Origin of the sequence: Actinomycetospora rhizophila, from assembly GCF_042657905.1 — a bacterium.
GTDB lineage: Bacteria > Actinomycetota > Actinomycetes > Mycobacteriales > Pseudonocardiaceae > Actinomycetospora > Actinomycetospora rhizophila.
In genome coordinates this window covers 239217-254097 of record NZ_JBHSKG010000003.1, presented here as the reverse complement: position 1 = coordinate 254097, position 14881 = coordinate 239217, and the positions used below count along the sequence as shown (strand labels likewise).

The 14881-nt window shown below is 72.9% G+C and carries 13 protein-coding genes; 4 read left to right on the top strand and 9 right to left on the bottom strand.

The window, feature by feature from the left end:
* The first annotated feature begins 152 nt into the window (after positions 1-152).
* Positions 153-464: an STAS domain-containing protein gene (locus tag ACFPK1_RS08640; RefSeq protein ID WP_378020506.1), complete on the top strand. Its 312-nt coding sequence runs from the start codon at positions 153-155 to the stop codon at positions 462-464.
* Positions 465-1029: 565 nt separating this feature from the next.
* On the top strand, positions 1030-1407 hold the full coding sequence (gvpJ, locus tag ACFPK1_RS08635) for a gas vesicle protein GvpJ (RefSeq protein ID WP_378020505.1): 378 nt from the start codon (positions 1030-1032) through the stop codon (positions 1405-1407).
* Positions 1408-1976: 569 nt separating this feature from the next.
* Here the strand turns inward: gvpJ and nrfD are convergent.
* From nrfD to ACFPK1_RS08615, 4 genes are all read right to left on the bottom strand, one after another.
* A complete protein-coding gene (gene nrfD, locus ACFPK1_RS08630) occupies positions 1977-3020 on the bottom strand; it encodes an NrfD/PsrC family molybdoenzyme membrane anchor subunit (RefSeq protein WP_378020504.1) in 1044 nt (347 codons plus the stop codon).
* Positions 3017-4012, bottom strand: a complete 996-nt coding sequence (locus ACFPK1_RS08625) for a 4Fe-4S dicluster domain-containing protein (protein ID WP_378020503.1) — start codon at positions 4010-4012, stop codon at positions 3017-3019. Before ACFPK1_RS08625 ends, nrfD begins: the two co-directional genes overlap by 4 nt.
* A complete protein-coding gene (fdh, locus tag ACFPK1_RS08620; RefSeq protein ID WP_378020502.1) occupies positions 4009-7314 on the bottom strand; it encodes a formate dehydrogenase in 3306 nt (1101 codons plus the stop codon). Before fdh ends, ACFPK1_RS08625 begins: the two co-directional genes overlap by 4 nt.
* A gap of 312 nt (positions 7315-7626) precedes the next feature.
* Positions 7627-7926, bottom strand: coding sequence for a YrhK family protein (locus ACFPK1_RS08615; protein ID WP_378020501.1), 300 nt, complete (start codon positions 7924-7926; stop codon positions 7627-7629).
* 332 nt (positions 7927-8258) lie between these two features.
* On the opposite strand from ACFPK1_RS08615, the gene ACFPK1_RS08610 reads away from it, so the two are divergent.
* Both ACFPK1_RS08610 and ACFPK1_RS08605 read left to right on the top strand, forming a co-directional pair.
* Positions 8259-8831: a hypothetical protein gene (locus ACFPK1_RS08610; RefSeq protein WP_378020500.1), complete on the top strand. Its 573-nt coding sequence runs from the start codon at positions 8259-8261 to the stop codon at positions 8829-8831.
* A gap of 82 nt (positions 8832-8913) precedes the next feature.
* Positions 8914-9810 carry a DMT family transporter gene (locus tag ACFPK1_RS08605; RefSeq protein WP_378020499.1) on the top strand — a complete coding sequence of 299 codons (897 nt, stop codon included), beginning with the start codon at positions 8914-8916 and terminating at the stop codon, positions 9808-9810.
* Here the strand turns inward: ACFPK1_RS08605 and ACFPK1_RS08600 are convergent.
* The 5 genes from ACFPK1_RS08600 to ACFPK1_RS08580 all read right to left on the bottom strand — a co-directional run bounded on the left by ACFPK1_RS08600 (position 9787) and on the right by ACFPK1_RS08580 (position 14878).
* Complete coding sequence (locus ACFPK1_RS08600) at positions 9787-11037, bottom strand: PP2C family protein-serine/threonine phosphatase (RefSeq protein WP_378020498.1); 1251 nt, start codon at positions 11035-11037, stop codon at positions 9787-9789. The genes ACFPK1_RS08605 and ACFPK1_RS08600 overlap by 24 nt on opposite strands.
* A complete protein-coding gene (locus ACFPK1_RS08595; protein WP_378020497.1) occupies positions 11034-11537 on the bottom strand; it encodes a MarR family winged helix-turn-helix transcriptional regulator in 504 nt (167 codons plus the stop codon). The genes ACFPK1_RS08600 and ACFPK1_RS08595 overlap by 4 nt, the downstream gene beginning before the upstream one ends.
* Before the next feature lie 112 nt (positions 11538-11649).
* Positions 11650-12006: a hypothetical protein gene (locus ACFPK1_RS08590; RefSeq protein WP_378020496.1), complete on the bottom strand. Its 357-nt coding sequence runs from the start codon at positions 12004-12006 to the stop codon at positions 11650-11652.
* Positions 12003-13025: an SDR family oxidoreductase gene (locus ACFPK1_RS08585; protein WP_378020495.1), complete on the bottom strand. Its 1023-nt coding sequence runs from the start codon at positions 13023-13025 to the stop codon at positions 12003-12005. Before ACFPK1_RS08585 ends, ACFPK1_RS08590 begins: the two co-directional genes overlap by 4 nt.
* Positions 13022-14878, bottom strand: coding sequence for a glycoside hydrolase family 15 protein (locus ACFPK1_RS08580; protein ID WP_378020494.1), 1857 nt, complete (start codon positions 14876-14878; stop codon positions 13022-13024). The genes ACFPK1_RS08585 and ACFPK1_RS08580 overlap by 4 nt, the downstream gene beginning before the upstream one ends.
* Positions 14879-14881: the final 3 nt, after the last annotated feature.

Genomic DNA, 14881 nt, shown 5'->3' with positions numbered 1-14881 from the left:
CCCGCACTCCCCTGCCGGCCCGCCATCCCCGGCACACCTTCCCCCGACTCGTCGTGGATCGGCTTGGCACACGGACGTACACGGTCTCCTTCCCAGCGCAATCTTCGTGATCTCTTCGTGATCTCGGATCCAGCTGGGTACTCGGTCGACCTGTGGCGATAACCGTCTACTGGTCGAGGACCGACGACGGAGGATACGTGGCTAGACGCGTCGAATTTTGTCAGCGTGAGGACGGCACGGCTTTCATCGTCGTCGAGCTGTCCGGCGACGTCGATCTGGGGACGGACCCAGCGACCCGCGCCGCGCTGAGAGCCGCGTTCGTCGGCGCCAAGACCGCGAACGCCCCGGTCATCATCGACTGCACCAAGATGACGTTCTTGGCGCTGTCCGGCATCCGCGCGCTCCTCGAGACGAAGCAGCGATACGGCCAAACTGCACCTCTGCGCCTCGTAGGCCCTCCATAGGGACCCCTGACCCGCATGGTCAACCGGCTCGGACTCGCCGACGCCTTCGCCGTCTATCCGACCATTGCTGACGCCACCAGCGTCGCGTGACGCTCGCGTGGGCCCGCTCGACACCATCGGCGCAGCCGACCGAGCTGCGGCCGCTCGCGAGGTAGATGGTCATCCCGGCGGGCACAAGTGAGCCGGTGAGAGTGGACAAGAGTCCACGTACTGGCGACCGGCGCTTCGGTCGCCGACATCGAGTCCGCGGTGGTTCCGCGCGAACCGACACCTCTGACGTCGACCGCGATCCCTGGTGCCGCGTCGCAGCCCCTGGCCGGCAGCGGGTCACGAACGACGGGAACTTAGCCCACACCGCCGCGAACCACCCGACGGGAACGTCCGTTGTTCGGGCAGCGCACCGCCGACACCCCGTTCGGCGGGCATCGCGAGCTCCGCAACGAGGCAGTCGGCCCATTGTCGAAAGGAAGTCGCTCGGGTTCGACCGTTACTCGGACGACCCTGCGACGATGCCGATCGGCGGTCCCTGGACGGCCGGTCCCCCACGGCGCGGAGGTGCTTCTCTGTGACTATCAGTCCTCCGGCCGGAGGGAGCAGGGTCCAGCGCTCACCGCAGGGCGGGCTGGCCGAGGTCCTCGACCTCATCCTCGACAAGGGCCTCGTCATCGACGTCTTCGCCAAGGTCTCCCTGGTCGGTATCGAGATCGTCACCATCGACGCCCGCATCGTGGTGGCGAGCGTGGACACCTACCTGCGCTTCGCCGAGGCGACCAACCGGCTCGACCTGCACGCCAAGGGCGGCAAGGGCCTCGGCGAGCTGATCGGGGGAGGAGCCGGGAAGGCCGCCGAGACCACGACGAAGTCGGCAGCGAAGACCAAGACCCGCGGCGCGCTGGAAGCCGGCAGGGAGAAGTGGAACGAGGTCCGCGGCAAGAGCCGATGACGCTTCGAGGAAACCGGCACCTGGCCGATCCTGGGGTACGCCCGGCGCAACAACCTCGCCGCCGAGCACGGTCCGCCAGCCTCGTCCTCCAGCACGGTTCCGGCGCAGATATCTTCCTTCCGTTGCACGTTTCCCATCCGATGCGCGCCGCGCCTCGCAAGGAGACGATCCTGAGGGAACTGCGGGGTCGGCATTGCCTCCCAGCGAGCGAGCGGAGCCTGAGTCACACCCTCTCCACGTGCGCTGGTGGGTGCGTCCCGGAGGCGCAGTCGGCAGCTCCGCGGTGATCAGCCATCAACTCACAGGCCCGACGTGCCCTCGGTGCCCGGTCCGGGCGGCCGGCGGTGTGCTCGAGCGGCCGACGGTGGTCATGACCGATCCCCACCCCGGCCGCCTGCTGCGCTTCCCGGGCCTCCTCCCCCGCTTCTCGTACCAGGCTTGGTGCGGCCTGCTCGCACAGGCGCTTCCGAAACGCGAACGCGACCTCTCACGGCGCGCGCTGGGGTTGACGTGTTCTCGGTCGCACGTGACCCCACCGCCCTCAATAGGCTTCTGCGCGGTGAAGCACGTCAGCCGACTTCCACACCGGCCCCTTCTCGTCGCGCCTCTCGTCGGCGTCGTTGGGGCTCGACGGTGTAGCGGGGGTCGGCGGCCGAGGCCTTACCGGCGAGGAAGACCCCGAACCGGGTCAACCCGGAGGACACCATGAGGGCCGCACCGCAGAGAACGGATGCGACTCGTCGGCGCCTCGCCGGCGCCCTACCCACCAGCTGCGCCGCCACGGCGGACACCGCTGTCCCGATCTCCCCGGCGCGAACCAACGCCCCGGAGCGGCCCCGCTCGTAGGGCTCGGCGACCATCCCGAGCCTGCGCTGCATCAGTCGGCCCGCGCCTACCTCGAGCAGCGCCCCGACGATTGCGGTCCGCCGAGCGGGGCCGCTCTCGGCGGCCGGGGCGGCGAGCAGCCCGAGACCCGCGGCTGCCGTGGCCGCGGACCCGACGAACAGGAACGGCATCTCGCGGTAGCCGTCGTGCCATGCGGGAACGGCCGTGTCGCTGATGAGGACCGCCGTGTACGCCGCGACCGCGGGTCCGACCAGAGCGGCGACGACGGTCGCGGCGCGTCCGGTACGCGGCAGCACCCGGGCCACGTCGGCGGCAGCGGCGACACCCGCGACCGGCCCGTAGGCGGTGAGCAACCACGACCCGACGCTCATCGGCGAGCTCGGCTTCAGCACTCGCAGCATGTGCAGGAACCGGTCTGGACGGCCCAGGTCGTGGACGAGTCCGACCAGGGACAGACCCACCGCACCGAGCGCTCCGACCTTCATGGCCCGCGCGAGGATGGGCCGGCCGGTGACCTCCGCGCCCGCCGCCAGCACCGACGACGCGCCGGCGAGTCCGCCGAGGTAGAGGTAGCCGCCGATGTCGAGGGTCTGCCAGGTGACCTGGTTGAGCACCGGCAGGCCGTAGTAGGACGTCCCCTCCCCGCTGCCGACCCGCGGCTGCTCCCCCCGTCGGCGTCCGCGTCGCCCGGCGTACACGCCGGTGACCGCCTCGCGCTCGGGGCGCGTGCCGCGCAGTCCGGAGCGGGTCACCTCCGAGCTCGTCATCGCCGCCTCCCGCGTGCTGTCCCGGCACCGCGTCGGCGCGGGACGAAGGTGGCCGCGACCCCGGCGAGGAGGGTCGCCGCCGCGACGGCGGCGTGTCGCCACATCAAGGGCAGATCGCGGGTGGTCACGACGGGGTCCGGGGGGAGGCCGTAGACCTCGGGTTCGTCGAGGAGCAGGAAGAACGCGCCGTCGCCGCCGACGCCGTCGTCGGGGTCCCGCCCGTAGAGGCGGGCGTCGGTGACGCCGGCGTCGTGCATCGCGGCCAGGCGGGCGTCGGCGCGGGCCCGCAGCTCGTCGAGGGGACCGAACTGGATGGAGTCGGTCGGGCACGCCTTCGCGCACGCGGGCTCGGCGCCCACCGAGAGCCGGTCGTAGCACAAGGTGCACTTCCACGCCCGGCCGTCGTCGGGTCGTTGGTCGATGACCCCGTACGGGCAGGCCGGGACGCAGTAGCCGCAGCCGTTGCAGATGTCCTCCTGCACCACGACCGTCCCGAATTCGGTGCGGAACAGCGAGCCGGTAGGGCACACGTCCAGGCAGGCGGCGTGGGTGCAGTGCTTGCAGACGTCCGACGCCATCAGCCATCGGAACTCTCCGGCCGGGCCGGGCGTCGTCGGCGTCATCCCCGCCTCGCCGACCGGGGTGCCGGACCCCTGCGCGGCCAGGGCCAGCACGTCGCCGCCCGAGGGGTCGTCGCCGTGGATCTGGCCGGGCTCCTGGATGCCCAGCGGCTTGCGCTGCTCGATGAACGCGACATGGCGCCAGGTGTCCGCGCCCAGGCCCATGCTGTTGTCCATCGACATCGCCGTGAAGTCCTGACCCACGGCGGCGGCGTCGCCCGCCCGGGGCGGGATGGCGTTCCACTCCTTGCACGCCACCTCGCAGGCCTTGCACCCGATGCAGATGCTCGTGTCGGTGAAGAACCCCATCCGCGGGGGCGCGTCGGACCAGCCGCTCGCGACGACGGGATCAGGGAGGGGGTGGATCGTCATCCGGAGACCTCCGTCCCGGTCTCGGCGGTGATGCCCGCGCGGCGCTGGTAGTCGCGCAGGAGGTCGAGCCGGGCCGCCCCGCGGGGGCGCCGGCCGGGGCGGATGTCGCAGGTCAACGCCTTGGTCTCCATGATGTGGGAGTTCGGGTCCAGCGACATGTGGGTCAGCTCGTTGGCCGCGTCGCCCGATGCGGGACCGCCGTGTCCCCAGTGGTAGGGCAACCCCACCTGGTAGGTGGTCCCCCCGCCGGCCACGAACGGCGCCATCCGCTCGGTGACCATCACGCGGGCCTCGATGACGCCGCGGGCGGTCGCGAGCGTCGCCCAGCCGCCGTGCTCCAGCTCGCGATGACGGGCGAGTTCCGGCGACACCTCGCAGAACAGCTCCGGGGCCAGCTCGGCGAGGTAGGGCGACCAGCGGCTCATCCCGCCCGCCGTGTGGTGCTCGGCGATGCGATAGGTCGACAGCGAGAACGGGAAGACCTCGGCGCCCGGTTCGTCCCCGCTGGGCTGGAAGCGGTCCGCGGGATGGACGAACGCCGAGATCTGCCGGACCGGGTTGCGCTGCTGCGGGTAGAGCGCGTTGGTCCGAGGAGATTCCTGGGGCTCGTAGTGCGTCGGCAGGGGCCCGTCGACCAACCCCGACGGCACGTAGAGCCAGCCCTTGCCGTCGGCCTGCATGATGAACGGGTCGATCCCGGCGAGCGCCGCCGGCCCGCGCGTCCCCTCCGGCGGGACGTGGTCGGGCGCCGTGGTGGGCGGGAAGTCCGGGACATCGTGCCCGGTCCAGCGGCCCTGCTCGGCGTCCCACCATATGTAGGCCTTGCGCTCACTCCATGGCTTCCCCTCCGGGTCGGCGGAGGCGCGGTTGTAGAGGATGCGCCGGTTCAAGGGCCAGGCCCAGCCCCACTCGGGCGCCACCCAGCTCTGCTCGACGCGTGGACGCCGCCGCGCGGCCTGGTTGACCCCGTCGGCGCGGACGCCGCAGTAGATCCAGCAGCCGCACGCGGTGGAACCGTCGGCGGTGAGCTGTTCGTAGCTCGACAGCGCGTTCCCCTCGGAGCCCCACCCGTTGATCTCGGCGAGCACGGCCTCGGCCTCGGGCTCGTCGATCGGACCCTTCGTCGGGTAGCTCCACGTCAGGTCGAGCAGGGGTCGGTCCCGCTCGCGGTCCTCGGCGGTGGCCATCTCCGACGCGGCCGCGAGCTTCTCCCGAATCCGGCGTCCCAGGTGGTAGGTGAACCAGAGGTCGCTGCGGGCGTCGCCGGGTGGTTCGACGGCCTGGTGGTGCCACTGCAGCAGGCGCTGGGTGTTGGTGAAGCTGCCGTCCTTCTCGGTGTGGGCCGCCGCCGGCAGGAAGAAGACCTCGGTGCCGATGTTCTCGGTGGCCATCTCCCCGGTCTCGATCTCCGGGCCGCTCCGCCACCAGGTGGCGCTCTCGATGAGCTGGAAGTCGCGGACGACCAGCCAGTCGAGGTTCGCCATGCCCAGACGCTGCATCTTCGCGTTCGCGGTGCCCACCGCGGGGTTCTGCCCGAGCACGATGTACCCGGTGCAGGTCCCGTCGAGCTGGGCCATGACCGTCTCGAAGGTGCTGTGGCTGCCGGTGACGCGGGGCAGGTGGTCGTAGCAGTAGTCGTTGTTCTCCGTGGCGGCATCGCCCCACCACGCCTTGAGCAGGCTGACCAGGTAGGCGTCGGCGTTCGCCCAGTAGCCCTTCTGCGTCGACTCGGCCTCCAGATAGGTCTGCAGGTCGTCGTCGACCTGCGCGTGCGGCATCGGCAGGTAGCCGGGCAACAGGTTGAACAGCGTCGGGATGTCGGTCGAGCCCTGGATCGACGCGTGCCCGCGCAGCGCCATGATGCCGCCGCCGGGCCGGCCGATGTTGCCCAGCAGCAGCTGCAGCACCGAGGCGGCCCGGATGTTCTGCGCGCCGGTGGTGTGCTGGGTCCAGCCCACCGAGTACACCCACGACGTCGTGCGGTCTCGTCCGGAGTTCGCCACGACGAGGTCGCAGACCTGCGCGAAGACGTCCTGCGGCACCCCGCAGACGTCCTCGACCATCTCCGGGGTGTAGCGGGCGTAGTGACGCTTGAGCACCTGGAACACGCACCGCGGGTGGGCCAGCGTCTCGTCCCGGGGCGCGTCGGCGGGCACCCGTGCGCCGCCGGACCCGTGCGCCTCGCCCCGCCCGGCCTCGTGGACCTCCCCGCCCGAGGTCCCGAGACCCGCCGGGGCCGAGTCGTCGGCCCGCAGCTCCTCCCGCTGCCCGGCCGCCGCCTGGACCTCGGTGCCCTCGTAGGTCCAGGTGCGGAAGTCGTAGCTGCGCTGGTCGGGGTCGAGGCCGGAGAAGACGCCCTCGAGGTCCTCGGTGTCGGCGAAGTCCTCGGTGAGGACGGTCGAGGCGTTCGTGTAGGCCAGCACATACTCACGGAACTCGTGGCCACCCTGCAGGACGTGGTTGATCAGCCCGCCCAGGAAGGCGATGTCGGTGCCGGCGCGCAGTGGGACGTGGATGTCGGCCAGGGCACTGGTACGGGTGAAGCGCGGGTCGACGTGGATGACCCTGGCGCCTCGGGCCTTCGCCTCCATCACCCACTGGAACCCCACCGGGTGGCACTCGGCCATGTTCGAGCCCTGCTCGATGATGCAGTCGGCGTTCTGCAGGTCCTGCTGGAAGGTCGTGGCGCCGCCCCGACCGAAGCTGGTCCCCAGACCGGGGACGGTGGCGGAGTGTCATATGCGGGCCTGGTTCTCGATCTGCACTGCCCCCATGGCCGTGAACAGCTTCTTGATGAGGTAGTTCTCCTCGTTGTCCAGCGTGGCGCCACCGAGGCCGGCCAGGCCGAGGGTCCGGCGCACCCGGAGACCCTCGGCCTCCCACTGCCAGCCCTTCCGCCGCGAGGCGATCACCCGGTCGGCGATCATGTCCATCGCGGTGTCGAGGTCCAGGTCCTCCCACTCCGTGCCGTACGGGCGTCGGTAGCGCACCCGGTGCTCCCGCAGCGGACTGGTCACCAACTGCAGGCTCGACGACCCCCGGGCGCACAGCCGCCCCCGGCTGATCGGCGAGTCCGGGTCACCTTCGATCTGCACGACCCGGCCATTCCGGACCGACACGTCCTGGCCGCAACCGACGGCGCAGAACGGGCAGACCGACTTCACGACGGTGTCGGCCGACGCGATCCGCGGGTCCACGTGAACGCTGACCGAACTCTTCACCGCCGCTCCGTGCCCACCCGAGTCGCCCGCGGTGATCTGCCGGATCACCGGCCACGACGCCAGCCACTGCCGCAGACCCATGGAACCTCCCGCCTGTCGGAACGGGCCGCCCATTCCGCGGCGCACTCTGGGCATGCTAGCGGCTCGATGTGATGTGGGCACAACGTGCTCAATGCACGACTTCTTGGGCGGGTGCGCTCCTGGACGCGTCGGATCGGCAGCGAGCCGCCGGAGGGACGGGCGTCGACGACACGAGCGGACCCACCCGTGTGACCGGCGAGAAGGTCGACGGCCCCGCCCGCGGACGGGGCGCCTCCGGCGTCCGCCGCACACCCGCCGCCGCGCGCCAGGTGCGCACCTCGTCTCGAGCCGCGGCACGAGTCGGTGGTGGCCTCAGAAGTCGTGCTCCGACTCGGGTGCGCGGACGCCCTGGTAGCCGGGCAGGCGCTGCAGGTGGATCTGGCGGATCAGGCGGATGGCCGGGCGGATGAGCAGCTCGATGCTGCCGATGACGAACAGCCAGGTGCCGGCGTAGGTCAGCTTGTCGGAGAAGAACATGAAGCTGCCGATGGTGAACCAGACGGCGATGAGGATGTCGTTGATGATGCTGAGGAGCTGATAGCGCCGGCGGATGATCAGCTCTCGGTGCCCGAGGGTGAACACCAGCGGACGCGGCGTTGCGGTCGAAGTCATGCGCCGAGGGTGCCCATTGTGTTGCGTTGTGCACGTCGTGCATCTGGTCCATCACGTGCATCTTGCGGCTGAGCCGCCACGGGCTCCGCCGCAGGGCCGGCGGCCAAGCGTTCGAGGGTGGAGCGACGTCGCCACGGCGGCCGTGGGCCGGGCGACGGTCACCGTCGCCACCTCCGATGCACCGACTCAGATTTCGTGCGTGATGCACGTTTTGCAATAAGCAGGTTTTGCCTATCCTCGTGGGACGGCGCTGGCAGGCCGGTCCGGGCCAGGTGACCCGCGACCGGCGCAGGCGCCGGAAGGACGGTCCGACGTCACCGCGAGGAGGAAACATGACGACGCACGTCGATCGATCGAGGTCGGGTTCGGGGACGACGGCACCCCGGGACGAGGTCCACGAGGAGGGCGGGCAGCGGTCCGCGCAGGAACCGGTCGGCACGGGCCTCCACTGGGGGGCCGTGTGGGCCGGCGCGCTGGTCGCGCTGCCGGTCTTCCTCGTCCTGGAGCTGCTGTTCGTCGGGTTCGGCTGGCTCGACCTCGGCACCCAGCAGAGCGCGGCCTCCAGCATCGTCAGCGCGGTGCTCGCGCTCGTCGCGTTCCTCGTCGGCGGCGTGCTGGCCGGCCGGGTGGCCGGGCCCGAGCGTCGCGACGGGGGTGTCCTGCACGGGGTCCTGGTCTGGGCCCTGACCACGGCCGGCCTCGTCGCGCTCGGCGTGGTCGGAGGCAGCGCGCTGGCCGGCGACGTCGGCACGATGCTCGCCGGGGCCGGATCGGCGCCACCGCCGAGCACCGGGTCGCTGGCGCAGTCGACCACCGACGCCAGCGGCTGGGGCGCCCTCTGGCTCGGCGTCTCGGTCGTCGCCGCAGCCCTCGGCGGCATCGGCGGCGCCAGGACGCACCGCTGAGCGCGACCAGGCGGCCCCGGCACACCACGATGTGCCGGGGCCGTCCGGCGCCGGCGGGCCGGAGCGGGCACAGGAGGCGGCGGTGATCCTGCCCCTCGTCCTCGCGATGCTCGCCGCGACCCTGAACGCGGTGGGGGACCTTCTCCAACGCCGCTCGATGCGGACGGAACCCGGCCCGAGAGGCGGGCCGCTGCGACTCGTGGTCCAGCTCCTCGGGCGCCCCGGATGGCTCGCCGGGCTCGGCGCGAGCGTGCTGGGTCTGGCCGTGCACATCGGCGCGCTCTCCATCGGCCGGATCGTCGCCGTCCAGCCCGTCCTGGTCATGGAGTTCCCCCTGGCCGTCCTCGGGACCAGCCTCCTGTTCGGCGTGCGCCTCGTGCGCCGGGACCAGGTGGCGATCGTCCTCATGACCGTCGGATTGGCCGCGGTGCTCTTCTGCCTGGCACCGAAGCACGGCGACCCGACCACCGTGCCGGGGACGACGTGGGCCGTCGGCCTCGGTGCCCTCGTCGTGCTGATGGGCGGCCCCGCGGCAGCCGGTGCGTCCGCCCGCGGCAACCGGAGGGCCGCGCTGCTCGGTCTCGCCTCGGGTGTCGGCTACGGCGCCACGGCGACGCTGCTTGCCGCGGCCGGTGCGACGACCCACCACGGCCTCGCTGCCCCGCTCGGTACGTGGCAGACCTACGCGGCGCTGGCCGTCGGCACCGCCGCCTTCGCGCTGCTCCAGAGCTCGATGAACGCCGGCCTGCTGCTCGCCACCGAACCGGGACTGACACTGGCCAACCCGCTGGTCGCGATCGCCTGGGGCGTTCTCGTCTTCGACGAACGCATCCGGACCGGGCCATGGCTGGTCGGTGCCGTCCTCGGGGCGCTGCTCCTGGCGATCGGCACCGTCGTCCTCAGCCGGTCCCCCGTGCTCGAGGTCAACCGCCGGCCCGAGCGGGCCGCACAGCCGTCAGACGCCATCGCGCCGGCCTGAGCCCTCCGGACGCGACGCCTGCCCGTGCCACTCGAGCACCAGCGCCGTGGCGTCGTCCTCGAGGTCCCCGCCCGCGCGGGCGCGCAGCTCGCCGACGAGCCAGGAGGGTAGGTCGCGGGGCACGCTGGTGTGCGCGAGTCGATGGGCCAGCGCGTCGACCCCGAACACGCGGCCGTCGGGATCACGGGCTGCGGCGACGCCGTCCGAGAGCAGCATCATCACGTCGCCGGGACGGAGGTCGACGACCCCGGCGTCGTACCGCGTGCGGTCGAGCAGGCCGAGGGGCTCATGGACGGCGCCGAGGTCGAGCAGCTCCACCTCGTGATCGCGTCGACGCAGGACGACCGGAGAACCGGCGTGCACCGCCCTCGCCGTGCCCCCGGTGAGGTCGATCTCGAGCAGGAGGGCGTCGACGGCCGCGTGACCGTGGTGACGGTCCCACAGCGCCTGGTCGGCCAGCGCCGCCTGCTCCGCGATCGCCAGGCCGCTGCGCCGGGCGTTGCGCAGGGCGGCGAGGGCGAGGTCCCCGACCTGGGTCGCGACCAGCCCACGCCCGGCCGCGTCGAGCAGCGCGACGGTCAGACGGTCGCCGTTGAGCGACCAGTCGAACAGGTCGCTCGTGACGCGGGGAGCGGGCTCGACGAGGGCACGGAGCGCGATGCGGTCGGTCGCGACGTCCGCCGGCGGCAGCAGGTCCCACTGCAGCTCCGCGGCGATGCTGTAGTCGTACGTGCGCCGGGCCAGCTCGAGCTCGTCGGTCGTCGTGGCCGCCTGACGGAGGAGGAGGGCCAGGGTCCGGCCCAGCCGCCGCCAGTCCGACGGCGCGAACGACACGGTCGTGACGTCGTCGGCCCCGTGCCCGACCGGTCCCGCCACGGTCAGGACGCCGTGGGTGTGGCCGTGGGCCTCGAGCGGTATGTGGCGGACCTCCTCGTCCCCCACGCGGTAGGTGAGCACCACCTCGGCCCGCAGCGCCTGGGCGACGGGATTCTCCCGCACGTCGAGGTGGTGCTCGACCGCCCGGGACGCCGGGTCGCGCGTCGCGGCGGCGGCGAGGTGGAGGCGCTCCCGGCGCCGGTCGAGCAGGTGCACCTCGACCCTGTCCGCGTCGAGCACGGTGCGCAGCCACGCCACGGCCGTGGGTGCGGCGCGGGAGCCGGGGACGTCGAGGACCCGGTCGACCAGATCCGCGACGATCTCCCGCGGGGACGGCGGACGAGCCGTCACGGGCCCGTGCCCGCAGGCTCCTCATCCACGCCGTGGTCGAGTTCCCCGTAGGCGCGGGCAAAGCCCTCTGCTCCGAGCAGCAGGGCGTCCCGCTCCTCCGGGGTCATGGACGCGGTGACACGCTCCAGTGCGGTGGCCCGCGCCCCGGCAAGATCGGACAGGACCTCCCGGCCGGCGGGGGTGAGCTCGAGCAGGGTCGCGCGCCGGTTGTCGGGCGCGACCTCGCGGGTGATCAGCCCCGCGGCGGTGAGCCGGTCACTGATCCGGCTCGCCGTCGAGGGCGGTACGCCGAGCGCGTCGCCGAGCACGGTCACCTTGGCTCCCCCGAGGTGGTCCAGCGCCTGCAGCGCGCGCAGGTGGGACGGGGAGACGTTCTCCTCCATGTCACTGAGCACGCCGACGCTGAGCTCCAGCAGCCCCCGCAGGGCGAGCTCCAGGCGCTCGGCGAACGGCGCGCGCCCCGGCGCGTCCGGCACGGCCCTCCCGACTGGCTCACCCATACCCGTATCGTCCCATCGTGGTCCCCCTCCGGTGGCGGCGAGGCCTCCCGCGTCCCCCGTCGTGCACCATGCACGATCATGGCGCAGCGCAACAAGGGCGCGTCCGGGCAGCTCACCGTCCCGCGGCCGCCCACCGGTCAGCGAGAGCGAACGCGAGTGCCATCGCCGCGCCGGCCGACGCGCCGCGCCGATGATCGCGGTCGAGCAGGGCCAGTCCGACCATGCTCACCGCGTGGAGGACGTCGACCGCGCCGCCGAGGGTGGGCGACATCCACCGCGGCGCCGTCAGCCCCGCCAGCCCTTGCAGGGCGTGTCGCGCACCGAGCACCCGGATGAAGGCGACCTCGCTCCGCCCGTCCGCTCCCCCGTCGGCCCGTGCCGCCACCCGAGCGGGGCACAGCACCAGGGCTGCTCCATGGACGACGTGGCCGGCGTGGACGAGGTCGGCCCGCCGGGACCGCCCGGTCACCGGCGGAGCCCCTCACGCTTGCGGCCCCGACCGCGCACACCGACGAGGAGCAGGGTGCCGGAGAGGACGGTGGCCGCCATCGTGCCGAGCAGGGCGCGACGGTGCACCGAGGCCCACGTCTGCGGGTCGCGGGTCCACGCCTCGTCGTCGAACGGCCCGTGCGCTCCGGCGTCGACCTCGGCGTCGCATGGCTCGTCGAGGTTCGAGCCGCGTCGAGGCAGGTCCGCGCTCGTCTGCTGGCCCGCCACCCCGTACCGCGCGAGGTAGAAGTCGACGAGCTTGGGCGCGAGGCGCTCGCCCAGGATCGTGTAGACGGTGGCGAGACCGACCCACATGTTGCGGCGCGGGTGCTCGGCGAGGAACCGGATCGCGCGCGCCGCGACCTCGGGCTGCCACACCGGCGCCACCGGGCGGGGGTGGCCGTCCACCCGCTCGAGGTTCCAGGTGAACTGCGGGGTGTTCAGTCCCGGCAGCTGGATCGTGCACACACGCACCCCGCTCTGCTCGTGCGCCAGCTCGGTGATCACCGACTCGGTGAAGCCCTTGATCGCGTGCTTGGCGCCGCAGTAGGCGGCCTGCAGGGGGATCGAACGGTCGGCCATGGCCGAGCCGACGTTGATGACCACGCCCCGATCGCGGGGCCGCATCCGGGCCAGGGCGGCGCGCGTGCCGTGCACCTGCCCGAAGTAGGTGACCTCGGTGACGCGGCGGAACTCCTCGACGGTGGTGTCCCAGAAGAAGGCCAGGGTCCCGACGAACGCGACGTTGACCCAGAGGTCGATCTCGCCGAGACCCTCCTCCACCTGGTGGGCCGCCCGCTCGACCGCGTCCGCGTCGGCGACGTCGCAGACGATCAGCATCGCCCGCTGACCGGCGCCCTTCACGTCCGCGGCCGCACCGTCGAGGCCCGCCTGCCCCCGCGCCAGGACGGCGACGTCGTAGCCCGCCGCGGCGAGCTCGCGGACGGTCGCGCGCCCGACCCCGGCGGTGCCCCCGGTCACGACTGCGGTCCTGGTCATCGTTCCTCCGTTCGGTGGGTGGTGCTGGGGGCGCCGTCCTCGAGCGGCGCGAGGACCGTGGCGGCCTCGAGCAGCAGGGCGTGGACGAAGGCCTGCGGCAGGTTGCCGCGCAGCTGGCGCTGGGTGACGTCGAACTCCTCGGTGAGCAGGCCGGGCGGCCCGCAGGCCGACCGTCCGCGCTCGAAGAAGTGGCGGGCGCACAGCGCGTCGCCCTGCTGCTGGCAGGCCAGGGCGGTGATGAAGTTGCAGAGCAGGAAGGCGCCCTCGGCGTCACCGAGGGGCCGGTCGTCGACGCGGAACCGGTAGGCGTATCCCTCGCTCGTCAGCTCCCGCAGGTAGGCCTCGAGGGTCGCGCGGCTGCGTGGGTCGTCGGCCGGGAGCGCCCCGCGGATCGCGGCGAGCAACAGCGCCCCGTCGGGACGGGGGTCGTCGGCGGCGCGCTGCCAACGTCCGCTCGGGTGGGTGGAGGTGCAAGCGGTGTAGGCGAGAATCGTGTCCGCGAGCGCCGACCAGCGCCCGGCCGTACCCCTGCCCGTGGTGGCGCTCACCGCGCGCAGGCCCGCCACGCAGACCAGTCGGCTGTGGGTCCACTCCCGGTCCTCGAGCTCCCACACCCCGGCGTCGGGCTGCCTCCACCGCTGCTCGATGGCGGTGACGGCGATCTCCACCGCCCGCCAACCGTCCGCGTCCAGCCGGCCACGCTCCGCGGCCGCAGCCAGGAGCAGCAGCATCTCGCCGAAGGCGTCGAGCTGGAACTGGTGCCCGCCGCGGTTACCGATCCGGTCCCCGCCGCCGGGATAGCCGGACACGCCGAGGTGGGTCTCGTCGGGGACCGGGCCGCCGTCGACCGCGTAGGCCGGGGCGAGCCGGGGTCCGTCGTCGAGCAGCCGGGCGCCGAGGAAGCGCACGGCGTCGTCGAGCAGGTCGTCGAGACCGGCGAGCGCGGCCGCGCGCCCGGCGTAGCACTGGTCGCGGACCCAGGTGTAGCGGTAGTCGAAGTTGGCCCGTCCGCCGGGACGCTCGGGCAGGCTGGTGGTGGCCGCGGCGACCATCGCGCCCGAGCTCGTGGTCATGCCGCGCAGCACGGCGGCGGCGTGGGCGGCGTCACGCGGAGCCGCCCCGATGAGCCGCGAGGACGCCGGGACGTTCGCCTGCCAGCGGGTCTCGGTCTCCCGCCAGGTGAGGTCGGGGTCGGGGGCCTGGTCGGGCAGTCGCAGGCCGATCTCCAGGACGAGGTCGTGCTGACGGCCAGGCGGGACGACGATCTCCAGCTCGAGGCGGGTGCCGCCGTCGACCGTCACCGGGACCGCGTCGCCGCCACCGCGCCACCGCATCCGCAGGTCACCGATCCGACCGGTCCAGCAGCCCGCGTCGTCGCGGTGCAGCTCGGTGAGCGGGTGGCGCCCGTACTCACCGCGCGGGTCGAGCACGACGTGTACCGAGGCCGGGACGTCGTCGGCGAGCACTCGGCGCAGCAGCACGAGTCGGTCCCTGTCAGCGGGCAGGGCGAGCGCCTCCCGGCTCTCGACGGGGCCGCCGTCGGTCATCCACCGGCTGCGCCAGATCAACGAGGCGTCCTCGTAGTGCCCGCCCCACACGTACCGCTCGGTCGGGGTCAGGTCGTAGTGCCCGGGTGCAGCGAGCAGGCCGGCGAACACGGCGGGCGAGTCCCAGCGCGGGGCGCACATCCACACGATGTCGCCGCGCGGCCCCAGCAGCGCGCCGCGCTCGCCGTCGGCGAGCAGCGCGTACTCGCGCAGGACCTGCGGCGAGGCCAAGGTGGCGGTCGACCCGTCGGAGACGTCGCGCGAGGGGCCCGCCGGCTGGGCCGGCGGAACTTCTTGGGTGGTCACGGG

What these genes read in the sequence shown, in the direction of transcription:
- nrfD (WP_378020504.1), bottom strand. Translation starts at nt 3,020, where the DNA reads ATGACGAGCTCGGAGGTGACCCGCTCCGGACTGCGCGGCACGCGCCCC.
- ACFPK1_RS08625 (WP_378020503.1), bottom strand. Translation starts at nt 4,012, where the DNA reads ATGACGATCCACCCCCTCCCTGATCCCGTCGTCGCGAGCGGCTGGTCC.
- ACFPK1_RS08615 (WP_378020501.1), bottom strand. Translation starts at nt 7,926, where the DNA reads ATGACTTCGACCGCAACGCCGCGTCCGCTGGTGTTCACCCTCGGGCAC.
- ACFPK1_RS08610 (WP_378020500.1), top strand. Translation starts at nt 8,259, where the DNA reads ATGACGACGCACGTCGATCGATCGAGGTCGGGTTCGGGGACGACGGCA.
- ACFPK1_RS08595 (WP_378020497.1), bottom strand. Translation starts at nt 11,537, where the DNA reads ATGGGTGAGCCAGTCGGGAGGGCCGTGCCGGACGCGCCGGGGCGCGCG.
- ACFPK1_RS08585 (WP_378020495.1), bottom strand. Translation starts at nt 13,025, where the DNA reads ATGACCAGGACCGCAGTCGTGACCGGGGGCACCGCCGGGGTCGGGCGC.